The organism is Dietzia natronolimnaea (genome assembly GCF_002289575.1).
Taxonomy (GTDB): domain Bacteria; phylum Actinomycetota; class Actinomycetes; order Mycobacteriales; family Mycobacteriaceae; genus Dietzia; species Dietzia natronolimnaea_A.
The window spans coordinates 37,035-59,347 of record NZ_NTGA01000018.1; the positions used below are offsets into that span (position 1 = coordinate 37,035).

General features: G+C 69.5%; 19 protein-coding genes. 5 read left to right on the top strand and 14 right to left on the bottom strand.

Annotation, left to right across the window (positions count from 1 at the left end; translation table 11 throughout):
- Window positions 1–17 precede the first annotated feature (17 nt).
- From CEY15_RS10480 to CEY15_RS10520, 9 genes are all read right to left on the bottom strand, one after another.
- Window positions 18–848 carry a DegV family protein gene (locus CEY15_RS10480; protein ID WP_095718398.1) on the bottom strand — a complete coding sequence of 277 codons (831 nt, stop codon included), beginning with the start codon at window positions 846–848 and terminating at the stop codon, window positions 18–20.
- Window positions 845–1,546 carry a histidine phosphatase family protein gene (locus tag CEY15_RS10485; protein WP_095718399.1) on the bottom strand — a complete coding sequence of 234 codons (702 nt, stop codon included), beginning with the start codon at window positions 1,544–1,546 and terminating at the stop codon, window positions 845–847. The genes CEY15_RS10480 and CEY15_RS10485 overlap by 4 nt, the downstream gene beginning before the upstream one ends.
- 7 nt (window positions 1,547–1,553) lie before the next feature.
- On the bottom strand, window positions 1,554–1,997 hold the full coding sequence (rsfS, locus tag CEY15_RS10490) for a ribosome silencing factor (protein ID WP_017835660.1): 444 nt from the start codon (window positions 1,995–1,997) through the stop codon (window positions 1,554–1,556).
- Window positions 1,994–2,710 carry a nicotinate-nucleotide adenylyltransferase gene (nadD, locus tag CEY15_RS10495; protein WP_176475083.1) on the bottom strand — a complete coding sequence of 239 codons (717 nt, stop codon included), beginning with the start codon at window positions 2,708–2,710 and terminating at the stop codon, window positions 1,994–1,996. Before nadD ends, rsfS begins: the two co-directional genes overlap by 4 nt.
- A gap of 56 nt (window positions 2,711–2,766) precedes the next feature.
- Window positions 2,767–4,197, bottom strand: coding sequence for a vWA domain-containing protein (locus CEY15_RS10500; protein ID WP_095718400.1), 1,431 nt, complete (start codon window positions 4,195–4,197; stop codon window positions 2,767–2,769).
- Between the two features lie 27 nt (window positions 4,198–4,224).
- Window positions 4,225–5,106: an AAA family ATPase gene (locus CEY15_RS10505; protein ID WP_017835663.1), complete on the bottom strand. Its 882-nt coding sequence runs from the start codon at window positions 5,104–5,106 to the stop codon at window positions 4,225–4,227.
- A gap of 57 nt (window positions 5,107–5,163) precedes the next feature.
- Window positions 5,164–6,492, bottom strand: a complete 1,329-nt coding sequence (locus CEY15_RS10510; RefSeq protein WP_095718401.1) for a glutamate-5-semialdehyde dehydrogenase — start codon at window positions 6,490–6,492, stop codon at window positions 5,164–5,166.
- Between the two features lie 73 nt (window positions 6,493–6,565).
- Window positions 6,566–7,441 (bottom strand): SDR family NAD(P)-dependent oxidoreductase, encoded by an 876-nt coding sequence (locus CEY15_RS10515; protein ID WP_245847534.1) that lies wholly within the window; start codon window positions 7,439–7,441, stop codon window positions 6,566–6,568.
- Between the two features lie 175 nt (window positions 7,442–7,616).
- Window positions 7,617–8,228 (bottom strand): class I SAM-dependent DNA methyltransferase, encoded by a 612-nt coding sequence (locus CEY15_RS10520; protein ID WP_095718402.1) that lies wholly within the window; start codon window positions 8,226–8,228, stop codon window positions 7,617–7,619.
- Between the two features lie 86 nt (window positions 8,229–8,314).
- Between CEY15_RS10520 and CEY15_RS10525 the strand changes: the two genes are divergently transcribed.
- Both CEY15_RS10525 and CEY15_RS10530 read left to right on the top strand, forming a co-directional pair.
- Window positions 8,315–10,498, top strand: a complete 2,184-nt coding sequence (locus tag CEY15_RS10525; RefSeq protein ID WP_095718403.1) for a RecQ family ATP-dependent DNA helicase — start codon at window positions 8,315–8,317, stop codon at window positions 10,496–10,498.
- Between the two features lie 135 nt (window positions 10,499–10,633).
- Window positions 10,634–11,833, top strand: a complete 1,200-nt coding sequence (locus tag CEY15_RS10530; protein ID WP_095718404.1) for a calcium/sodium antiporter — start codon at window positions 10,634–10,636, stop codon at window positions 11,831–11,833.
- Window positions 11,834–11,852: 19 nt separating this feature from the next.
- Here the strand turns inward: CEY15_RS10530 and CEY15_RS10535 are convergent, their stop codons facing one another.
- Window positions 11,853–12,491: a potassium channel family protein gene (locus CEY15_RS10535; protein ID WP_095718405.1), complete on the bottom strand. Its 639-nt coding sequence runs from the start codon at window positions 12,489–12,491 to the stop codon at window positions 11,853–11,855.
- Between the two features lie 19 nt (window positions 12,492–12,510).
- Window positions 12,511–13,818, bottom strand: coding sequence for a TrkH family potassium uptake protein (locus tag CEY15_RS10540; RefSeq protein WP_245847554.1), 1,308 nt, complete (start codon window positions 13,816–13,818; stop codon window positions 12,511–12,513).
- A 473-nt stretch (window positions 13,819–14,291) separates the two neighbouring features.
- Here CEY15_RS10540 and CEY15_RS10545 point away from each other — a divergent pair, with 473 nt between their 5' ends.
- A complete protein-coding gene (locus CEY15_RS10545; protein WP_245847536.1) occupies window positions 14,292–15,431 on the top strand; it encodes an iron-containing alcohol dehydrogenase in 1,140 nt (379 codons plus the stop codon).
- A 96-nt stretch (window positions 15,432–15,527) separates the two neighbouring features.
- On the opposite strand, the gene CEY15_RS10550 is transcribed toward CEY15_RS10545, so the two are convergent.
- Window positions 15,528–16,139 carry a TetR/AcrR family transcriptional regulator gene (locus CEY15_RS10550; protein WP_095718408.1) on the bottom strand — a complete coding sequence of 204 codons (612 nt, stop codon included), beginning with the start codon at window positions 16,137–16,139 and terminating at the stop codon, window positions 15,528–15,530.
- 4 nt (window positions 16,140–16,143) lie between these two features.
- Window positions 16,144–17,814, bottom strand: a complete 1,671-nt coding sequence (locus tag CEY15_RS10555) for a class I adenylate-forming enzyme family protein (RefSeq protein WP_245847538.1) — start codon at window positions 17,812–17,814, stop codon at window positions 16,144–16,146.
- 165 nt (window positions 17,815–17,979) lie between these two features.
- Between CEY15_RS10555 and CEY15_RS10560 the strand changes: the two genes are divergently transcribed.
- Both CEY15_RS10560 and CEY15_RS10565 read left to right on the top strand, forming a co-directional pair.
- Window positions 17,980–19,929 (top strand): flavin-containing monooxygenase, encoded by a 1,950-nt coding sequence (locus tag CEY15_RS10560; RefSeq protein ID WP_176475084.1) that lies wholly within the window; start codon window positions 17,980–17,982, stop codon window positions 19,927–19,929.
- On the top strand, window positions 19,926–21,077 hold the full coding sequence (locus CEY15_RS10565; protein WP_245847539.1) for a CaiB/BaiF CoA transferase family protein: 1,152 nt from the start codon (window positions 19,926–19,928) through the stop codon (window positions 21,075–21,077). The genes CEY15_RS10560 and CEY15_RS10565 overlap by 4 nt, the downstream gene beginning before the upstream one ends.
- On the opposite strand, the gene CEY15_RS10570 is transcribed toward CEY15_RS10565, so the two are convergent.
- A complete protein-coding gene (locus tag CEY15_RS10570; RefSeq protein ID WP_095718409.1) occupies window positions 21,061–22,236 on the bottom strand; it encodes a cytochrome P450 in 1,176 nt (391 codons plus the stop codon). The two genes, CEY15_RS10565 and CEY15_RS10570, sit on opposite strands and share 17 nt — an antisense overlap.
- Window positions 22,237–22,313 lie beyond the last annotated feature (77 nt).

Genomic DNA, 22,313 nt, shown 5'->3' on the forward strand with positions numbered 1-22,313 from the left:
GACCCCGGAGAGGTCCCTCAGGTGCCGTCCTGTGGAGCGACGGCGGGGATGGGGAATGCGGTGTCGACGAGGTCGGTCACCGAGACACCCACTGTCCCGGGCCCCAGGTGCCAGGCCAGGACCTCGTCGAACTCGACGACGAGGACCCGCTCGGGGAACGGGGTCTCCTTGCGGATCTCGGTGGCCATCTCCCGGGCCCGCTCCGGTGCCTCGTGGTGGTGGACCACCACCAGGACGTCGCCCCGACTGATCTCGTCGCGAAGCAGCCCGCGCAGCCTCTCGTGGGCCTTGGTCGTGGTCCTGGCCTTGGCGGCGAGGTCGACCGAACCACCCTTCAGCACGATGATCGGGCGCATGGCCAGCGCGCTGCCGAAGATCGCCGCGAGGGCACTGATGCGGCCGCCCCGGCGCAGGCTCTCCAGGGACTCCAGGGCGGCGAAGGTGGACGCCCCCCGGCAGAGGCGTTCGGCGAGCTCGTAGGTTCCGGACAGGCCCAGGCCGTTGTTCGCCGCCCAGGCGCACTGGGCCACCGCGGCACCGAACGCCATCCCCGCACACCGGGAGTCCGAGACCAGGACCCGGCCACCGAATCTCGTGGCGGCGTCGGCGGCGGACTCCCACGTGCGGGACAGTTCGCGCGACAAGTGGACGGAGACGATGCCCGTGCAGTCCGGGTCGTCGAAGAGTTCCTGGTAGATCGCGGTCAGCTCGTCCGGGGTGACCGCGGCCGTCGAGACCGCCCTGTCGCCCTCCTCGACGACGTGCAGACCCACGACGGTGATGCCGAACTCGCGGACCCACTCCTCGGGGAGGTCGGCGCTCGAGTCGGTGACCAGCCTGATGGTCATATCGTCGCCACCGGGGGCGTGAGACCGGCATTCCACTGGTCGAGGCGCCAGAGCACCTCGCGGGCGCCGACGGTCGTGGGCCCGATCTCCGGCTCCGCGGGCTGTCCACTCCAGGAGGGCCCGGGACGCGGATGCGCCGAGAGCTGCACCCAGCAGGTGTTCCCGAGACCGTTGAAGATCGGGTACTGCTCGACCGGCAACTCGATGAGGGCGGCGGTGAGGGCGGCGATCGCGCCCCCGTGGGCCACGAGCACCGCCGGATGCTCGTTCCACCCGGGCGAGGAGTCCACGAGTTCGTCGACCACCTCCCGGGTGCGGCGGGCCACGTCGAGGCGGCTCTCCCCCTCGGGCGGGGACCACCGTGGGGTGCTGCGCCACCGCATCCGGGCCTCGGGCCACTGCTCGTCGACCTCCGAATGGCTCATCCCCTGCCACGTGCCCAGATGGGTCTCCCGAAGGCGTGGGTCGGTCCGGACCTCGAGCCCGACCTCCGATGCCAGCGCCAGGGCCGTCTCTCGCGCCCGCTGCAGATCCGAGGACAGGATCGTCCACGGCCGACGGTGCGCCAGCGCGCGGCCCACCGCGTGAGCCTGCTGGACTCCGAGTTCACTGAGCTCGGTGTCCAACTGGCCCTGCATGCGCAACGAGGCGTTGTAGTGCGTCTGACCGTGACGCAGCAGGATGAGACGACGGGTCACGGGGGTGTCAGAGCCCCTGATCCCGCTGCGGCTCCTCCGGCGCGAGCGAGTCGTCGGCGCCACTGGTCGCGGACTCGGGCCGGCCGGAGGTCTCGACTCCCTCGATCTCCACGACCGGGCAGTCCTTCCAGAGCCGGTCGAGCGAGTAGTAGTCGCGCTCGTCGACGTGCTGGACGTGCACGACCACCTCGTTGTAGTCGAGAAGCGCCCAGCGCCCCTCCCGCGTGCCCTCCCGACGCAGCGGCTTGTGCCCCGCCTCCCGGAGCTTGTCCTCGATCTCGTCGACCACGGCGTTGACCTGGCGTTCGGTGTCGGCCGAGGCCAGGACGAAGCAGTCGGTGATGATCAGCTGACCGGAGACGTCGAGCACGACGACGTCCGTGGCCAGCTTGTCGTCTGCGGCGCGGGCGGCGATGCCCGCCATCTCCAGGGCCTCGGGGCTAGCGGTCACTGGTGGATCTCCTCGGTGTGGGTGTCGGTGCGGACGAGCTCGCGGTGCGCGGGAGCCGTCGCGGCGGGGGTCCCGTCGAGCCTGGTGGAGCCCTCGGGACGGTACAGGTTGCGTTTGGCGATGTACTGGACGACGCCGTCCGGCACGAGGTACCAGACCGGGGCGTCCTCGGCCGCGCGCCTGCGGCACTCGGTCGAGGAGATGGCCAGCGCGGGGATCTCGAGCAGGTGCACGCGCCCGTCACCGATCTCCGTGAGGTGGGTGTCGGACAACTCGAAGCCGGGGCGTGAGACCCCCACGAAGGTGGCGAGCTCGAACATCTCCTCCCAGCCGCGCCAGGTCAGGATCTTCTCCAGTGCGTCCGCACCGGTGATGAAGAAGATCTCGACCCCGGGGTTCTGCCGCAGCAGGTCCCTGAGGGTGTCGACGGTGAACGTGGGCCCCCGGCGGTCGATGTCCACGCGGCTGACGGAGAACCGGGGGTTGGAGGCCGTGGCGATGACGGTCATGAGATACCGGTCCTCGGCGGGTGAGACGGAACGCCCCCGCTTCTGCCACGGCTCTCCGGTGGGGACGAAGACCACGTCGTCGAGGCCGAAGCGGTGAGCGACCTCGCTGGCCGCCACCAGGTGACCGTGATGGATCGGATCGAAGGTCCCGCCCATCACTCCGATGCGGCGTCCGGCGCCCGCGGCGGCCCCCGTCGTGGTCATGGTCGCCGAGTCTATCGGTCCGGGACCACGTTCCGCTCCCTCGCGTGCCCGCGCCGTCACACGGGCAACAGGCCCGCGACGACGGCCGTGAGTTGCTCGACGTTGCGACACTCGTGCATGGGCACGTACTGGGAGTACAGGCGTGCGGCCGAGTCGCCCGTGCCCCACTGCTTCCTGGGCTCGGGGTTGAGCCAGTGGGTGTGGCCGACCCGCTCGCTGACGAACTCGAGAGCGTCCACGGAGGGGTCGCGGTAGTTGTTGCGGCCGTCGCCCAGGATGAGCAGCGAACCCGTGCGCGTGAGGGTGTGGGCGTAGCGGTCGGCGAACCCCTCGAGCGCGTGACCGTAGTCGGAGTGCCCGTCGTAAGTGATGATCCGGGCCTCACGCACCATGCGGCTCATCGCCGATCCGAGGTCCGAGCCGGTCTCGAAGAACGAGGTGACCTCGTCGGTGGTGTCGACAAAGGCGAAGACCCGCACGCGGGAGAACTGCTCACGCAGGGAGTGCACCAGTTGGAGCGTGAAGTGACTGAACCCGGCCACCGAACCGGACACGTCGCACAACACCACCAACTCCGGCCTCGCCGGCCGGGGCTTGCGCAGGACCAATTCCACCGGCACCCCGCCGGTGGACATGGACCGGCGCATCGTCTTGCGCATGTCGATCGCACCCTGGCGGTGACGACGACGCCGGGCCGCCAGGCGACTGCCGAGCTGCCGGGCGAGAGGCCCCACACGTCGCCGCAGAACCTGCAGGTCCTGGTCGTTGGCCCGCAGGAAGTCCACCTGTTCCGCCGCGGGCCCCACCGCGTAGTCGGCCACCCGGTCGCGCCCCACCGTCTCCGCGGTGCGGCGCCGGGTCTCGTCGGCGACCTCGCGGAGGAAACCCCGCACCATGTCGGCCGCCGAATTCGCGGCCGCGGACTTCTCGGCGTGCCGCTTGGAACCGTCCGGATCGAACGGGTCCGCCCCCATCAGACCGTCGAGGATCTTCTGCATGATCGCGCCGGTGTCGAGGGGACTGAGAGCCTGGTAGGCGGAGTAGCGCGGACCGTTGACCGAATCGTAGGAGCCGAGCTGCTCCACCAGGAGTTCGGCCAACGCGCGGGCCTTGGCCCGCGACTCCTCGGTGTCCTCGAGCAGCAGTGAGGCGATGAGCGCGTTCAGAGCCTCCGGGTCCACCTTGCCGTCGTCGTCCGTCGGGATCTCGACCTCGACCGCCACCCCGTCCGCCGGGGAGTGCGCTCCGATCGCGGCGGGGAACCACAGGTCGAAGATCTGGTCGAACACACCGCGGTGGGTGGGTTTGTGCAGGATCGTCGCGGCGAGCGCCTCCCTGAGCGCCGCACGGTCGAGTAGGTCGATGTGGACCATCGCCGCGGCCGCGTCGACGGCCTCACTCGGTCCCACCGGGATGCCCTTGCGGCGCAGGGCGTCAACGAAGTCGACGAGATGCCCGGACAGTCCGCCGGGCGAACGCGTGGTCACAGTGCCTCGCCTCCTGATCGCCGCACGCTAGTTGAGCCGAAGCTCGGCGGCCGCGCGGAGCTGGTCGGACTGGTGCTTGAGCACCACCCCGAGGGTCTGCAGGACGGTCTCGTCGTCGATCGTGTCCAGGCCCAGGGCGACGAGGGTGCGGCCCCAGTCGATGGTCTCGGACACGCTCGGCACCTTCTTGAGCGCCATGGCGCGCAGCAGCCCGACCACCCGGACCAGTTGCTCGGCCAGTCGGTCGTCGAGCTCCGGCACCCGTGAGGCGAGGATCTTGCGCTCGAGTTCGGGGGTCGGGAAGTCCAGGTGCAGGTAGAGGCAGCGACGCTTGAGCGCCTCGGAGAGCTCGCGTGCGGCGTTGGAGGTGAGCACCGCGAACGGCGTGCGGACCGCCTCGATCGTCCCGAGTTCCGGGATCGTCACAGCGAAGTCGCTGAGCACCTCGAGAAGCAGCCCCTCGATCTCGATGTCGGCCTTGTCCACCTCGTCGACCAGCAACACGGTGGGATCGCTACGACGGATCGCGGTGAGCAGCGGCCGGGACAGGAGGAACTCCTCCGAGAACACGTCGTCCCGCGTGGAGTCCCATCCCTCGCCCTGGCCTGCCTGGATGCGCAGGATCTGCTTGGCGTGGTTCCACTCGTACAGTGCCCGGGCCTCGTCGACACCCTCGTAACACTGGAGCCGGATGAGCTCGGCGTCGGTGGCGGCGGCGACCGCCTTGGCCAGCTCGGTCTTGCCCACTCCGGCGGGGCCCTCGATGAGCAACGGCTTGCCCAGTCGGTCCGCCAGATAGACCACCGTGGCGGTCGAGCGGTCGGCCAGGTAACCCTGGGCGCCTAGGCACTCGATCACGTGATCGATGCTCTGGAAGGCCGGTCGTTGCGCGGTCCGGGCTCGGTCCATGGGGGATCCTTTCAGTGGGAATCGCGTGTGATGGGGCGTCGACCCGGGTTGCGTGCGTCAGGGACGCACATGCCCCTTGCCGTGCGCGATCCACTTGGTACTTGTGAGCTCCTCGAGACCCATGGGTCCGCGGGCGTGCAGTTTCTGGGTGGAGATGCCGATCTCGGCACCGAATCCGAACATCTCGCCGTCCGTCCACGCGGTGGAGGCGTTGACCATCACCGCCGCGGCGTCGACCCGGGCACAGAACGTGTCCGCCACCTCGATGCTCCGGGTGGCCACCGCCTCGGTATGTCCCGATGACCAGCGCGCGATGTGCTCGATGGCGGCGTCCACTCCCTCGACCACCTTGAGGGCGATGTCCATGCTCAGGTACTCCTCGCCCCAGTCCACGTCATCGGCGGGGACGAGGCCCTCACGGTCCCCGTGCACGGTCACCCCGGCGGACTGCAGCGCCCCCACCACGCGGTCCACGGCGGCGTCGCCGAGGGCCTCGTCGAGGAGCACCGTCTCGGTGGCGTTGCACACGCTGCACCGGCGGGTCTTGCCGTTGAGGAGCAGCCGGATGGCCTCGTCGAGGTCGGCGTCTCCGTGGATGTAGAGGTGGCAGTTCCCGGTACCGGTCTCGATGGCCGGCACCTTGGCGTTCTCCACCACAGCCTGGATGAGTCCGGCACCGCCGCGGGGGATCACCACGTCGACCAGGCCGCGCGCCTGGATGAGGTGGGTGACCGACGACCGGTCGGCCGACGGCAGCAACTGGACCGCCTCCACCGGCAGTTCGTGGCGCGCCAACACGCCACGCAGGACTGTCACGAGCGCCTCGTTGGAGTGCCGGGCCGAGCGCGACCCGCGGAGCAACGCCGCGTTGCCCGACTTGAACGCCAGGCCGAAGGCGTCGACGGTGACGTTGGGGCGGCCTTCGTAGATCATGCCGATCACGCCCAACGGCACCCGGATCTGACGCAGCTGCAGACCGTTGGGGCGGGTGGATCCGCGGGTGACGGTGCCGATCGGGTCGGCCAGGCCCGCCACCTGCCGGAGCCCGCCGGCGATGCCCTCGATCCGCTCGGCGGTCAGACGGAGGCGATCCAGCATGGCCTCGCCGGTGCCCTCCGCCGTCTGCTCCTCGATGTCGCGGGCGTTGGCCTCGAGGATCTGCGCCTGTGCGGCCAGCAGGGCGTCGGCCGCGGCCAGCAGCAGCGCGTTCTTGCGATCCGCGGTGAGCAGGGCCAGTTCCCGCGACGCACCCCGGGCGCGGCGGGCCGCGTCATGGACGGCCTCGCGTGTCGAATCATCGAGGACCCCGCTCATCGGGTCGTGAGCGGGCCGATCGGCGCCGGACTGGCCGGTGAGGTCGGGGGCGTCGAGGTGACTGGTGGTCATGACCGCCAGCTTACCGATGCGACCGGGGAGGACGACGCGACCTGTCAGACGACCGGATCGGCTCCGGTCTCGCTCACCGCGAACTCCCGGAAGCGGCGGGCGAGCTCCGGATCCCCGGCGGCAGCGGAGCGCTCGCACGGGCCCGGCGACCAGGCGATCTGACGGAATCCCGACGGTCCGATGTACGACGCCGGTGGCAGCGGCTCCGTGGCGGCGTACGCAGCGGTCGCGCCCCGTCGGACGCCGTGGGGATGAACCCTCGGCCGATGCGGTTGAGAACTCTGTTGACCGGCGGGAACGGCGTCGGATCGAGGATCGAGGTGGCGGCGAACCCGGGGTGCGCGAGCTGGACGCCCACCACCGACCCGGCGGCGCGGAGCCGGTTCTGCAGGTCGAGGCCCCAGAGCATGCATCCGAGTTTGGACTGGGCGTACGCCGCCGCCATGGAGTACCGGCGCCGACGGAAGTGGGGGTCGGTGAAGTCGATGCGACCGGCGGTGTGGGCCATCGAGGCCGTGATCACGACACGCTCCCTGATCTGAGGCAACAGCAGTTCGGTGAGCAGGAACGGCCCGAGGACGTTGACCCCCAGGTGCAGTTCGAAGCCGTCGGCGGTCACTTCGCGTGTCCGGCTCATGAGTCCGGCGTTGTCCAGCAGGACGTCGATCGGGCCGGTGTAGTCCGCCGCGAATGCGCGTACGGCGTCGAGGCGGGTCAGGTCGAACTCGTGGACCTCCGTCGACCCGCCGATCTCCGCCGCTGCCGATTCCCCCTCGGCGCGGGTGATGGAGGGGAGCACCACGTGAGCGCCGCGACGCGCGACCTCGCGCGCTGCCTCTTTCCCGATCCCGCTCGTGCCGCCGGTCACCACGATGGTCTTGCCGGTCAGGTCGGGAAGGCGGTCCACAATCCACTTCCGGGTGCCCGTGGACCTCTTCTCAATGCTCATGGGCACAGTGTGCTGGGACGGCGGGCCCAACGGTGCCACTACGTGCGCGCAGCCGGTGTCGCCGGGTACCCCTGTGGGCCCCGGACAGACGCGGACGGGCACCCGGGATCGGTGGCCGACGATCGGGCACACCTGACCATGCTGCGCATCGTCGTCCGGGCCGGCCGCCGGGGAGCTACCCGCGCACGAGCACGGCGACCATGAACCCGCTGTCCTGCGTGAACGGCCGGAGATCCCAGGTGGACCAGCGCTGCTCCAGCTCCAGACCCGCTCTGCGCACGTCGTCGTCGAACTCCTCGCGCGTCCACCCGCGGTCGAGTCCGAACCCCACCACCAGCCGCCCGGGCCGTCCCTCGACGTCGTCGGACGGCGTCACCAATCGCGAGGCGAGGTTGGCCAGCACTGTTCCCCGGTCGGCGGGGTCGACGAACGCCAGGACGTTGCCCGCGGAGACCGCCAGGTCGAACGGGCCGGTCGCCCAGTCCTCCCCCGCCAGGTCCGCGACCTCCCAGGTGGCGTCGGGGCACAGCTCCCGCGCCCGTCCGATCAGGTGCGCGTCGAGGTCCACCCCGGTGACCCGATGACCGCGCTCGTGCAGGTAGGCACCGGTCCGGCCCTGCCCGCACCCCGCGTCGAGGATTCGCGCACCGCGCGGGGCCATGGCGTCGATCAGCCGTGCCTCGCCGTCGATGTCCACACCCTCGGCTACCAGGTCGTCCCACCGTGTGGCGTAGCGATGCGAGTGCCCGGGATCGGCGTCCACGATCTTCTTCCACGTCTGCGTCATGGCACCCAGTATGGCCGCGCCGCGCGCGGCTCGCTCCCGCTCCCGGCGCCAGCCGCCCCGTCCGAGTGTCGGACCGGTGGTGCACGATGGGCGACATGACCTCAGCTCCCGGCGCCGTCTCCACCACAGGACCCGACCGTCAGGCGCTCCGCTCGCGCGCCGACGAACTATTAGGCGCCCTCGCCGGTCCGCGGGCGAGCCTCAGGGAGGATCAGTGGACCGCGATCGAGTCGCTCGTGGCCGACCGACGGCGACCACTCGTGGTGCAGCGAACCGGCTGGGGAAAGTCGGCGGTGTACTTCATCGCCGCCCGCCTGCTCCGGGAACTGGGCTCGGGGCCCACTGTGATCGTCTCGCCACTACTGGCACTCATGCGCAACCAGGTCGAGGCGGCCGCGAGGGCCGGGGTCCGGGCGGCCACCATCAACTCGGCCAACATGACGGAATGGGACGACGTGCGCGCCTCGGTCCGCGCCGGCGACGTGGACGTGCTGCTGGTCAGCCCGGAGCGGCTCAACAATCCGGACTTCCGCGACACCGTGCTCCCCGCCCTGGCCGCGGACGCCGGACTGGTGGTGGTCGACGAGGCCCATTGCGTCTCGGACTGGGGGCACGATTTCCGGCCCGACTACCGCCGGATACGCACACTTCTGGCCGACCTGCCCGAGGGAGTTCCGGTCCTGGCCACCACCGCCACGGCCAACGACCGGGTCGTGCGCGACGTGGCCCAGCAGCTCGGGGTGGGCGAACGCCCGGGTGGATCCGGGGGCCCGGGCACGGATTCGGGCGACCCCGCGGCCCCCGACACCCTGGTCCTGCGGGGAGGCTTGGACCGGGAGTCGCTGCGCCTGTCGGTCGTGGCGATCGACGACTCGGAGCGCCGCGCGGCGTGGTTGGCGGAGAACCTGGAGTCCCTGCCGGGCAGCGGGATCATCTACAGCCTGACCGTGGCGGCGGCCGAGGACATGGCCGAACTGCTCACCTCCGCCGGGCACCGTGTGAGCGCCTACACCGGCCGCACCGACGCCGGTGAGCGCGAGGAGCTCGAGCGATCTCTGCTGGACAACGAGGTCAAGGCACTGGTCGCCACGTCCGCGCTGGGCATGGGATTCGACAAACCCGACCTGGGCTTCGTGGTCCACCTCGGGGCCCCTCCGTCGCCCATCTCCTACTACCAGCAGATCGGTCGCGCGGGTCGCGCGGCCGACCGCGCCGAGGTGGTGCTCCTGCCCGGGCCCGAGGACCGGGCCATCTGGAACCACTTCGCCTCCCTGGCCTTTCCCCCTGAGGACGTGGTCCGCCGGGTCCTCGACGCCCTGGAACCGGACCGGCCGCAGTCGACGCAGGCCCTCGAGCCCGCCGTCGATCTGGGCAGGACCCGGCTGGAGATGGTGCTCAAGGTCCTCGACGTGGACGGTGCGGTCCAGCGGGTGAGAGGCGGGTGGATCGCCACCGGGCGGCCGTGGCACTACGACGCCGAGCGTTACGCCGGGCTGGCCCAGGCTCGGCAGTCGGAGCAGGAGGCGATGATCGCCTACGAGCAGACCGGCTCGTGCCGGATGGAGTTCCTGCGCCGGCAGCTCGACGACCCCACGCTCGACCCGGCCTCCGGCGGGTGCGGTCGATGCGACAACTGCACGGGAGACCGGAGGACGGCGTCCGTCGACGAGGGTGCCCTGGACCGGGCCCGCGAGGCGCTGGAGCGTCCGGGGGTGGCCCTGCCCCCGCGCCGACAGTGGCCTACCGGTCTCGCGCGGCTCGACGTCCCGTTGAAGGGCAAGATCGCCGACGGTCCCGCCGAGGGACGCGCCCTCGCCCGCCTGACCGACCTCGGTCTGGGCCAGAGGCTGCGTGGACTGCTCTCCGGGGCCGACCAGGAAGCTCCCGACTGGGTGGTCCGTGCGTGCGTCCCGGTACTGCGCGACTGGGGGTGGGACGAACGGCCCACCGGGGTGGTGGCCCTGCTCACCGGCGAGCGACCGGTCCTTGTCGAGAGCCTGGCCCGCGCGCTCGCGCAGATGGGCCGGATGGGCCACCTCGGGGAGCTCACCAGAGAGCCCACGCTCCCCCCGGTGACCGCCCAGAACTCGGCCTACCGGGTCGCCCAACTCTGGGGCACGCTGTCCGGACCGGAAACCGCCCCCACCGGACCGGTCCTGATGGTCACCGATCTGTACGGAACGGGATGGACGGCAACGGAGGCCGCTCGGCACCTGCGAGCCGCCGGGGCCCGGGCCGTCCTGCCCCTGGCGGTGGCCACCGCCGGGTGATCCGAGAAAGGCTCCGAGAAAGGCACTGCAGCGGCCGGAGCGCGGGCACGGAATAATCACGCCCATGGACTTCTCAGCGTCTCGCACACCGCGTCCCGGGCCCGGGTCCGCCACCATCGCGCAGCGGGACCTGTCATGAGTGCCCTGACTCTGGGCGCGCTCGCGGTCGGCTTCGTCCTCCTGGTCGCGGGCGGGGAGTCCCTCGTCCGGGGAGCGAGCAGGTTGGCCCTCACCATCGGTATGTCGCCACTGGTGGTGGGGTTGACCGTCGTCGCGTTCGCCACCTCGACCCCGGAACTCGCGGTGAGCGTCGACGCCGCCCTGAGCGGTCACCCGGGGCTGGCGGTCGGCAACGTGGTGGGCAGCAACATCGCGAACATTCTGCTCATCCTGGGGCTCACCGCGTTGATCGCCCCACTGCTCGCGAAGTCCCGCATCGTTCGTGTCGACATCCCCATCATGGTGGGGCTCTCCATCGTGCTGTTGGTGGTGGCACTGGACGGGGTGATCAGCGCGCTCAACGGCATGCTCCTACTCGCAGGGCTGGTGGCCTACGTGGTGGCGACGGTGGTCATCTCCCGCAAGCACTCCACCGACCCGGCCGAGACCACGCACGACGGGTCGCGGGCCGAGAGCACCGCCGAAAGCACGGCAGACAGCACCGCCGGCGCGGAGTCGGACGCGGACGCCGACTCGGCCACGGACGGTGACCCGGAGGCGCGCACGGGGGCTCGTTCGGTCCTCATGAGCAGCGCGATGGTCGCCCTGGGCGTGCTCCTGCTGGTCGTCGGCGCTCGCCTGTTGGTCACCGCGGCGAGCGATCTGGCGGCGGCCTGGGGCATGAGCGATCTGGTCATCGGCCTCACCGTGGTGGCGATCGGCACGTCACTCCCCGAGCTCGCGACCAGCCTGGTGGCCGCGTTCCGGGGTGAGCGCGATATGGCGGTGGGGAACATCGTCGGCAGCAACATGTTCAACATCGGAGCGGTTCTGGGCGTCACGTCCCTGATCACGCCGATCGAGGTCGCCGCGGGGGCGATCAGATTCGACCTCCCGATCATGGTGGCCGTCGCACTGGCCCTGTTGCCTATCGCGTTCACCGGCATGGCGATCAAGCGTTGGGAGGGGTTCCTCTTCGCCGGTTTCTACGCGGCCTACATCGCCTACGTCGTGCTCCAGGCGTCGGGCCACGACGCCCTCGAGCCGTTCAGCACCGCCATGCTCTGGTTCGTCATTCCCTTCACCGCGGTGTGGTTGGTCGTGTTGGCCACCTACGAACTCGGCGTGATCCGGGGGCGGAAACTGGCACGACGACAGCTCGTCGCGCGGGAGTAGCCAGGTGGTCAGGATCGGTTCATGACAGCTCGGCAAAGCGTTCGGTGTCCCGAACCCGACCCGAGACGATGATGGTGTCGCCCTCGGTGAGGACCGTCTCGGCCGTGGCGTAGGTGAACCCCTCCCCCGGACGCTTGATGGCGACCACGGTGACTCCGAAGTCGGTGCGGATACTGCTCTGCCCGAGCGGCTGGCCGAGAGCGAAGGTCGGCGCGGACGTCTTGACCATGGCGAAGCCGTCATCGAACTCGATGTAGTCGATCATCCTGCCCCGCACCAGGTGGGCGACACGCTTTCCCATGTCGTGCTCGGGTCGCACGACGTGGTGGACGCCGATCTGGGTAAGGATCTTGGCGTGGGAGTTGCTCGTGGCCTTGGCCCAGATGTTGGGCACGTCCAGGTTGATGAGCACCGACGCGGTGAGCAGGCTCGCCTCGAGGTCGGAGCCCATCCCCACGACAGCGCGGTCGAACTGGTGGACCGACAGCTGGCGCAGAGACTCCTCGTCGGTGGTGTCGGCCACCACCGCGTGGGTCAGACGGTGCGCGACCCTCTGCACCACGGCGTCGCTGGAGTCCACGCCCAGGACCTCGGCGCCCTGCGCCATCAACTCCAGGGCCAGGGATTTGCCGAACCGGCCCAGTCCCAGAACCACCACGGCGTCGGGAGCTCGTCGTCTAGCCAATGAGGGGCCTCTCTGCGGGAAGGTCGTACCGCCGGCCACGCTGCCGCGCGGCCAGTGCACTGACCATGGTGATCGGGCCGATGCGGCCCAGGTACATGAGCAGTATCAGTATCCACTGCCCCCAGTGGGGCAGTTCTGCGGTGATCCCCGTGGACAATCCCACCGTGGCGAACGCGGAGGTCACCTCGAAGAGCAGCTCGTTGAGGCCGAACGGCGTGCCGGCGAGCAGTACGATCGTCGAGGTCATGACGAGCCCGATTCCGATCAGCGCCACCGCGAGAGCCTGTCGCTGCACCCGGGTGTCAACGCGGCGGTCGAGAATGGTCACCGACCGCTCACCGCGGACCTCGGCGATGATGATGAACAGCAGCAGGGCGAAGGTGGTCACCTTGATCCCGCCGGCGGTGCCACCGCTGCCCCCGCCGATGAACATCAGCACGTCGGTGACGAGCAGCGTCGCGTCGTCCAGGTCGGCGTAGTCGACGCTGTTGAATCCGGCGGTCCGGGGCATCACGCCCTGGAACGCCGCCACCAGGATCTTCTCCGCCGCGTTGTACCCCTGCAGGGTGCGGGCCCACTCCAACGCCAGGACCGCTCCGAACCCGAGGGCCAACAGCACCGCCGTCACCGAGACGGTCAGTCGGGTGTGCAGCGTCCACCCCGCCCGCGACCGGCTGCGAGGAGCCCGGCGCCGGAGGCGCCGGCCTATCTCGAACAGAACCGGGAACCCCAGGCCACCCAGGATCACCGCGATCATCAGGGGGACGCAGATCCACGGGTCGGTGGCGAACCCGATCATGTTGTCGCTGTAGAGGGCGAACCCGGCGTTGTTGAACGACGAGATGGAGTGGAACACCCCGAGCCAGAGGGCCCTCAGCACGGGCTCGTCATAGCCCAGGGCGAAGCGGAGTGCCAGCGCGGCGGCGGTGACGAGTTCGATCCCGATGCTCAACCGGATCACACCGATGACGACGTCGCGGACATCGCCGAGCTCGGACGCACGGGCCTCGGCCGCGGTGTTCATCCGGGCCTTGAGCCCGATCTGATCGGCCAGCACCAATCCGACCATCGAGGCCATGGTCATGATCCCCAGGCCGCCTGCCTGGATCAGGGCGAGGATGACCACCTGACCGAACCCCGACCAGTGCACCGGGGTGTCCACGACGATCAGCCCCGTCAGGCACATCGCCGACGTCGAGGTGAACAGCGCCTCCGTGAACCCGGTGCTGCTCCCGGGCTCGACGGCTCCGGGCAGGAGCAACAACGCCGTGCCCACCACGATCGCTGCGGCGAAGCTCATCGCCACGACCCGGACCGGGCTCAGCACCACCCAGCCGGACCACCGCCGAAGCCCGGACGGCCAGACCCGTCTGTCACCATCAGTCACGAACTGAGACTGTAGACCTACGCGCCGGGACGGCGGTCTCATGTCCCGGCATCGACCCCCAACCAAGCGATCCACTGTTAGTCGGCGATGATGTGAGCGCTGTCACCGGAGGGTAGAGCGTGCCGGTCCGAACCGGGGCCCGATCCCGCCGGACGGAGTACCAACGCGGAACGGAACTTCCTGCATATATCGGCCTGCGGGCGCCCCGAGGACCGCCCAATGCGCCACCTGCACCATCAACTAAAAGATTGTGGCCTGGGCCACAATCCTGCTGTAGGGTAACCACTGTTAGCCACGGGCGGCACGGAAAACGCGCGACGCCCGATCCCAGCTCGACAACGAAGGACGGTGCCGCCGTGCAGTCATCACTCATCTCTCTGACCCCCATGGAGAGAGTCCATATCGGGACCCCCGTCGCGGAGGCCGCGGCACAGGAAGCGGAGCTCCTCGGCGCGAGCCGGGTCTTCGTGGTCTGCAGTGGGACCCTGAACTCCCAGACCGACGAGATCCGACGGGTGGTCGAGGCCCTGGGCGACAGGTTCGTCGGCCTGTTCGACGCGGTCCGGCCCCATGTGCCCCGCGAGGACGTCATCGCGGCGACCCTGGTCGCGGCCGACGCGGATCCGGACATGCTGCTGTGTGTCGGCGGCGGTTCGGCGACGGACCTGACGAAGATCCTCGCGGTGACCCTGGAGCACGGGATTCGCACGACCTCCGATATGGACGCCTACCACCTGCAGGTCAACCCCGACACGTCGGTGACCGCCCCGAGTTTCTCGGCTCCGAGTATCCCCGTGGTGGTGGCCCCCACGACACTGGCCGGAGGGGAGTTCAACGCCCTCGCGGGATCGACGGACGAGAAGAGCAACGTCAAGGAGGGCTACGTCCATCCGGCGATGACCCCGCGGGCCGTCATCCTCGATCCCGCGCTCACCCGGCACACGCCGGAGTGGCTGTGGCTCTCGACCGGGGTGCGCGCTCTCGACCACGCCTTCGAGACCCTGGGTTCACTCGAGTCGAACGGGTACTACGACGGGATGGCCATGAACGCCATCCGCCTCCTCTCCGAGGGCCTCGTCCGGGTGAAGGAGGACGGCGACGACCTGGAGGCCAGGCGGATGTGCCAGGTCGGAGCCTGGTCCTCGATGGTCGCGATCGTCGCCGGCCTGGACATGGGTATCAGCCACGCGGTCGGCCATGCGCTCGGCGGGTCGTTCAAGGTCCCGCACGGACACACCTCCTGCGTGATGGCGCCGTTCGCCCTGGAGTACAACCGGGAGGTCAACGAGCATCGCCAGACCCTCATCAGCGTGGCGTTCGGCGAGCCGCAGACGCCCGCACACGAGCTCGCCGACGCGCTCATCAGGCGCCTGGGCATGCCGCGGTCGCTCACCGAGGTCGGACTGTCCGAGGACGATCTGCCCAGCCTCGCGGCATACACCTTCAAGGACATCTGGTGCGGGACCAACCCGAACCCGATCGCGGACGCGGACGCGCTCGTCCCCCTGCTGCGTCGGGCGCTCTGAGCACCGTCGCAGGCCCGCGAGGCCAACCGATCCGGCCCCCTTCCGACAGTGGCGGAAGGGGGCCGGTTCTCGTTCGCGGGGGCGGGGGCGGGGGCGCTACCGGATCACCTCATCCGCGCCACCGCGGACCCCGACCCGGCGCCTGAGGATTCCGTCGACGATGTAGTCCACGTAGGTGGAGACCAGAGAGTCGATGTCGTAGTCGTCCCGCAGCCACCAGCTCACGCCATTCATGAGGTCCAGGATCGCCACGGCCGCACGCATCGGGTCGTCGACGCCGAACTCCTCGGCGCGGATGCCCGCGGCGATCACGTCGCGCACCCGCCGCTGGTAGTACTTGCGGTACTCGACCACGCGGTCACGGTGTTCCTCCGTGAGCGCGGAGAGCTCCCGAAGGCTGACCAGATGCTCCACCCGGTTCACCGCCAGGTGGCGGAGGTGGACGTCGATCAGTGCGGTGAGCCGCTCGGTCGGTGTCCCGGTCTCGTCGAGGACGAGCAGGTTCTCCTCCACGGGCACACGGGTCATCTTCAGTGCGATCGCGTAGAGGATCTCCTCTTTGGAGCCGAAGTGGTTGTACAGGCTGGCGCCCTTGATCCCCACCGAGTCGGCGATGCCGCGCATCCCCGCCGAGTGGTAGCCCTGCTCGGCGAAGTACTCGGCGGCCGCGGCCAGTATCGAGTCGCGTCTGCTGGGCTCGGTGTTCAGCGTCTCAGTCCTTTGCGTGCAGGCGGCGTAGCTCCCTCTTGAGTAGCTTGCCCTGGGGGTCCGTCGGAAGCTCGTCCACGATCGTGATCACCTTGGGGACCTTATATCCTGCGAGCACCGTCTTGCAGTGGTCTCGCAACTCCGGACCCGACACGTCGCTGCCGTCGACGGCGATGACGAACCCGGAGACGGCCTCGGACCAGTACTCGTCCGGGAGTCCGACCACGGCGGCACGCGCCACCCCGGGATGGGCCTGGAGGACGCGCTCGACCTCCTGCGAGGACACGTTGTATCCCCCTGTCTTGATCATGTCCTTGTTGCGGTCGAGGAAGAACATGTTGCCCTCGGCATCGCGCCGGACGATGTCTCCGGTGTGGAGCCAGCCGCCGTCGAGGACCGCGGCGGTCTTCTCAGGATCCTTGTAGTACCCGGCCATCACCGACGGGGTGCGGCACAGGAGCTCCCCGCTCTCGGACTCGTTCCCGTCGGCGTCGACCACCTTGATCTCCAGATGACCGACGGGCTTGCCGATCCAGGTGGGGTCCTGCCCGGGAACATCCTCGAGTTGCTTGAACCAGCCGACCGACCCGAGCTGGGTCAGCTCCGACTGGCCCCAGTAGGTTCCCCAGATCGACCGCGGCGCGGCGCGATGCCAGGCGTCCACCGTTCGCGGGGAGACCTGTCCCCCGTAGGTCAGACACCGTTGGATGGTCCCCACCGCGTCGGGTCCGAAGTCCGGATGGTCCGCCAGCGAGATGAAGAACGTCGGCGTCTGGGCCAGGACCGAGATCTGCTCTGTCTTGATCATCGCCAACACGTCGGCCGGCGCGAGGCTGGCCGGCAGGACGAGGGTCGCGCCCAGCAGGATGAGCGAGGTCAGTGAGCCGATCCCGGCGATCGTGTGGAACGGCATGACGAATAGCCAGACGTCGTCGTCCAGGCAGCGCAACCCCCACGTGTACGCGGGCGAGGTGGAGATGAGGTAGTTGCGGTGTGGCAGCATGACGCCCTTGGGGGCCGCCTCGGTCCCGCTCGTGTAGACGATCATCGCGAGGTCGAGTTCGTCGACGTCGCACTCGGGCTCCGAGTCCGGGGAGGAGTCGATCAGGCGGTCGAAATCGTGACACCCCGGATCGTCAGCGGAGCCGGAGTCCGCAGCGTCGAGGACGACGATCTCGGGCCGGGCCTCGGAGTCACCGAGCGCCGCCCGGACCACCGGGAGAAACTCCGCGGCCACGACCACCGCCGCGGGTTCCAGGTGGTTGAGCTGGTGCGCCACCTCTCCCACCCCAAGCAACACGTTGATCCCGGAGTACGCGGCCCCGATCTTGAGTGCTCCGTAGTAGGCGATGACCGACTCGACACGGTTTCGTGCCATCACCGCGACCCGGTCGCCGCGGGAGACGCCGAGTCCGAGGAGCATGTGAGCGGCCCGGTTGGCGCTCCGGTCGAGCTCGCCATAGGTGGTGACGGTCCGCCCGCCACCAGGGGCGTAGGAGACGATCGCGGCCGTGCCGGCCCGGCTCTGCGCGTGACGCCGGAGCTGGTCGCCGAGGGTCGCTCGTCCCAGGAGGGTGGACTGCGTGGAGGTCAGGCTCCGGTCCGTGGTGCGACCGTCCGCCGAGGACTGGCGGGACTCGGTGGCACCCGAGGCGACGTGAACCGACTGTTCCATGATTTCTCACTCTCCCGCGGCACTGACCGCCGTTAGTATGACCTGGCTCATACTTGCATCGCTAGCGGGCACGGTCAACCCGGCCTCGTAAGCAAAATTCTCACCTCCCCACCAGCAAGCGTCAATCTCTTGGCCCTGAGGCTAACTGCTGTTAGCCTGCGAAGTATGACCACAGTCACTGAATCGGACCGTCGCCGCCTCCGTTCGGCGGTCCGCGCGGGCAACGTCCCCACCTTGCTCGCCGTCCTGCTGGAATTGACGGCTGACGAGCGGTGGATGGCGCCCCGCTACCAACCCACCCGCAGCCGGGGCATGGACGACAACTCGACCGGGGGTCTTCCGGAAGAGATCCAGGCCGAGATCCAGGACGCGGTGGTCGACGCGGTCGAGCGCTGGTGGGAGTCGGGGAAGCCTCCCCGGCCGGAGGTCGAGCACTCGGACGTCGAACGACTGCTCAACTTCACCTGTGGTGAGACAGTGCCGCCGGACTTCGCCCCGATGATGGCGGAGATCGTCAACGGGCCGCGGCTCGCGCCGGCTGACACCGCACCCGACCACCGCCTCCATGCGATCGTGATCGGGGCCGGCATCGCAGGGATGTTGGCCTCTGTGGAGCTCACCCGTGCCGGGATCCCCCACGTGATCCTCGAGAAGAACGACGACGTCGGCGGTTCCTGGTGGGAGAACCGCTACCCCGGCGCCGGTGTGGACACTCCCAGCCACCTGTATTCGATCTCCTCCTTCCCCCACAACTGGTCCACGCATTTCGGCAAGCGCGACGAGGTCCAGGGCTACCTCGAGGCTTTCGCGGAGGCGAACGACATCCGACAGCACGTCCGCTTCCGCCATGAGGTCACGCGCGCGGAGTTCGACGAGCCAGGGCAGTCCTGGCGCGTGACTGTCCGTCGCCCCGACGGCGAATCGGAGGTCCTGGAGGCACCGATCCTCATCAGTGCGGTCGGCCTCCTCAACCGCCCCAAAGTCCCCAACCTCCCGGGAATGGAGAGCTTTGAGGGTCGCCTCTTCCACTCCGCCGAGTGGCCGAGTGAACTCGACGAGCCGGACGCCCTCCGGGGCAAGAGGGTGGGCATCGTGGGGGCGGGCGCCAGCGCGATGCAGATCGGCCCGGCCATCGCGGACCGGGTCGGCTCACTGACGGTCTTCCAACGCTCACCCCAGTGGATCGCCCCCAACGACGACTACTTCGCGACCATCGACGAGGACGTGCACTGGCTGATGGACCACGTCCCCGGGTACCGGGAGTGGTACCGCGCCAGGCTGTCGTGGATCTTCAACGACAAGGTCTACCCCACCCTCCAGGTGGACCCCGAGTGGCCGGAGCCGAGCGCCTCGATCAACGCGACCAACCACGGGCACCGCAAGTTCTACGAACGCTACCTCCGCGATCAACTGGGCGACCGCAACGACCTCATCGAGGCGTCACTGCCGGACTATCCCCCCTTCGGCAAGCGGATGCTGCTGGACAACGGCTGGTTCGCGATGCTGCGCAAGCCCCAGGTCGCACTGGTTCCCCGCGGGGTCGAGGCAGTGACGCCTTCCGGACTGATCGACTCCGACGGCGTCGAACACCAGCTGGACATCATCGTCATGGCGACCGGCTTCCACAGCGTGCGGATCCTCTACCCGATGGACATCGTGGGTCGATCGGGTCGCTCCACCAAGGAGATCTGGGGAGAGCACGACGCACGGGCCTACCTGGGGATCACGGTGCCCGATTTCCCGAACTTCTTCATCATGACCGGGCCCAACACTGGCCTGGGCCACGGGGGCAGCTTCATCACCATCCTGGAGTGTCAGGTCAGATACATCATGGATGCTCTACAACTGATGCGATCTGAGAACCTGGGGGTGATGGAGTGCCGCAGCGAGGTCAACGAGCGCTACAACGAGGCCGTCGACCGGCAGCACGCGCAGATGGTGTGGACCCATCCTGCGATGGAGAACTGGTACCGCAACCCGGACGGTCGCGTCGTGTCGGTGCTCCCCTGGCGCATCAACGACTACTGGGCCATGACCAACCATGTCGACCCCTCGGACTTCCAGACCGAGCCGGTCCGAGCCGGGTCCGCCCAGGCCGTCACCACCGGGCGGTGAGCGTGCGGGACGAGGCCGCCGGGAGCCCCCACGGCGGGCCCCTGGCGGGACTCCGGGTGGTGGAGATGGAGGCGATCGGCCCACTGCTGCACGCCGGGCTCATGCTGGCGGACCTCGGCGCCGAGGTGATCCGGGTGATTCGACCCGTCCCGGTGGGAGCCGACGACGGCAACGACGACGCGAACGCGGGGATGCTCCGGGGCAGAACCGAGGTCGCGGTCGACCTCACCGACCCGGACGGGCTGAGTCGGTTGCGCGACCTGGTGGGCCGAGCCGACGTACTTATGGAAGGGTTCCGCCCCGGCACGATGGAGAAGCTCGGTCTGGGCCCCGAGGTGTGGGCGGAGCGGAACCCGGGATTGATCTACGGTCGCATGACTGGCTGGGGTCAGCAGGGACCGCTGGCTCGCACCGCCGGGCACGACATCAACTACCTCGCGCTGTCAGGCGCCCTGGGACAGCTCGGACCGGCCTTCGGGCCGCCGACGCCGCCGCTGAACCTCGTCGGCAATTTCGGCGGGGGGTCGATGTTCCTGTTGGTGGGGATTCTCTCCGCCCTGCACGAGCGGCAGCGGACCGGCCACGGCCAGGTGGTGGATGCGGCGATGGCGGACGGCGCGAGTTCCCTGACCGCCCTGGTCCGCTCGTGGCAGCACGCCGGCCGGTGGTCGACACGGCGCGGAACCAACCTGCTCGACGGGTCGGCGCCGTTCTACCGGGCCTACGAGTGCGCCGACGGCGGGTTCGTCGCGGTGGGAGCGCTCGAGGACGTGTTCTACGATCGCCTCATTCGCGGTCTCGGGCTGGATCCCGCCGCCCTGCCGAATCGCTGGGACACCACCAACTGGGGCGCTCTGACCGAACTCATCGGCCAACTGTTCGTCTCGCGTGACCGCGACGCCTGGGCCGAGGTCTTCGAGGAGCTGGACGCGTGCGTCACACCGGTGCTCACCCTCCGCGAGGCCACGCTCCACGACCACGCGCTGCAGCGGGAGGCCTTCGTCGACGCGGGTGGCTTCCCCATGCCCGCCGCCGCCCCCCGGATGGGCTCCTCCCGCGGAGCCGCACCACCGCCGGGGCGGGCGGACGTGGACGCGGCCCTGTCGCGGTGGGACGGGCCGCGCCGCCGCGTCACACCCGGAGACTGAGCGTCCGGAGTCGCCGGACCAGCAGACTCTGGTGCCACTCGGCGTGTGAGGAATCGATCTCGGGGGCCGGGTCGAGTTCGAGGAGGAAGTCCAGAGCGGCGAGCGACTCCATCCGAGCCAGCGCCGCGCCCACGCAGAAGTGGATCCCCCGCCCGAACGACAGGTGCGAGCCCTCCCCCCGGTCCGGCATGAACCGACCGGGTCGGCTGAACTGTCGGTCGTCACGGTTGGCGCTACCCCAGAGCAGGAACAGGTGGGTATCGGCAGCGAGCTCGACCCCACCGAGTTCGGTGTCCCTGGTGACGTGGCGATAGTGCCCCCGGAACGGCGCCTCGAGTCTGAGGGTCTCCTCGATGAAGAGCGGGCGCTCGGCGGGGTCCGACCGAAGTGGATCCAACCACTCCGGGTGCTGCCCCAGTCGCCAGACCAGCGACCCCAGGTGCCCGACCGTCGACTCGATCCCCGCCGCCACCAGCTGGACCAGGACCTGCACCGCGACCTCGTGTGTCATGTCGGCGTCGTCGACCAGTCGGGCGAGGTCTCCGAGCACCGAGGCCGGTCGGGTGGACCGCGCTTCTGCGAGCGCGCCGGAGAGGTAGTCGATCAATTCACCGACCGATCGGACCGAGTCGTCGAGCTCGTCGGCCGAGACCATCCCGTCCAGCATCCGCGTACTGGCGAACGCCCAGTGGCACAGCCTGTCGCCGTCCTGTCGGGGCAGACCCATGAGAGTGGCGACGACCGAGGCCGGGAGGCGTTCGGCGATGTACTTGACCCAGTCGATGCGACCGTCCCGGTGGCCCTCCGCCCACAGTTCGCGCAATCGGGTGTCGATGACGGGTCTCCAGGCTCGGAGCTTGCGCGGGGTGATCGACGGCATGACCAGCGTCCGGTGGGCCCGGTGGATCTCACCGTCCGCGGTGGCCAGCACGTGTACGGGGGACCCGAGTTCGGCGACGGGAAACTCGGTGACCCGCCCGTCCGGCGCCACCACCATCGTCGCGGTGAGGTTGGAGGAGAAGTCCTCGACCCGGGCTGCCGCCTCCACCATGAGGTCCCAGGAGCGGACCGCGTAGAACGACGAGTCCCCGACCCGTTCGATCCCCGGCGACACCCGTGACGGATCGAGGAGGTCCATGACGTCGCCCGCGCTCTGCATACCTGTCACCTTCGCGCACGAGCCCGAGCCGCACGGTGGATTCGGGGACACAGCGGTGTCCAGAATGCAGTGGCGTC

Excerpts from the sequence above, each read along its gene's own strand:
- CEY15_RS10480 (WP_095718398.1), bottom strand. The coding sequence starts at position 848 with ATGACCATCAGGCTGGTCACCGACTCGAGCGCCGACCTCCCCGAGGAG.
- CEY15_RS10505 (WP_017835663.1), bottom strand. The coding sequence starts at position 5,106 with ATGGACCGAGCCCGGACCGCGCAACGACCGGCCTTCCAGAGCATCGAT.
- CEY15_RS10520 (WP_095718402.1), bottom strand. The coding sequence starts at position 8,228 with ATGACGCAGACGTGGAAGAAGATCGTGGACGCCGATCCCGGGCACTCG.
- CEY15_RS10510 (WP_095718401.1), bottom strand. The coding sequence starts at position 6,492 with ATGACCACCAGTCACCTCGACGCCCCCGACCTCACCGGCCAGTCCGGC.
- nadD (WP_176475083.1), bottom strand. The coding sequence starts at position 2,710 with ATGACCACGACGGGGGCCGCCGCGGGCGCCGGACGCCGCATCGGAGTG.
- CEY15_RS10530 (WP_095718404.1), top strand. The coding sequence starts at position 10,634 with ATGAGTGCCCTGACTCTGGGCGCGCTCGCGGTCGGCTTCGTCCTCCTG.
- CEY15_RS10545 (WP_245847536.1), top strand. The coding sequence starts at position 14,292 with ATGGAGAGAGTCCATATCGGGACCCCCGTCGCGGAGGCCGCGGCACAG.
- CEY15_RS10560 (WP_176475084.1), top strand. The coding sequence starts at position 17,980 with ATGACCACAGTCACTGAATCGGACCGTCGCCGCCTCCGTTCGGCGGTC.
- CEY15_RS10570 (WP_095718409.1), bottom strand. The coding sequence starts at position 22,236 with ATGCAGAGCGCGGGCGACGTCATGGACCTCCTCGATCCGTCACGGGTG.
- CEY15_RS10515 (WP_245847534.1), bottom strand. The coding sequence starts at position 7,441 with ATGAGCATTGAGAAGAGGTCCACGGGCACCCGGAAGTGGATTGTGGAC.
- CEY15_RS10540 (WP_245847554.1), bottom strand. The coding sequence starts at position 13,818 with ATGAGCTTCGCCGCAGCGATCGTGGTGGGCACGGCGTTGTTGCTCCTG.
- CEY15_RS10555 (WP_245847538.1), bottom strand. The coding sequence starts at position 17,814 with ATGGAACAGTCGGTTCACGTCGCCTCGGGTGCCACCGAGTCCCGCCAG.
- CEY15_RS10525 (WP_095718403.1), top strand. The coding sequence starts at position 8,315 with ATGGGCGACATGACCTCAGCTCCCGGCGCCGTCTCCACCACAGGACCC.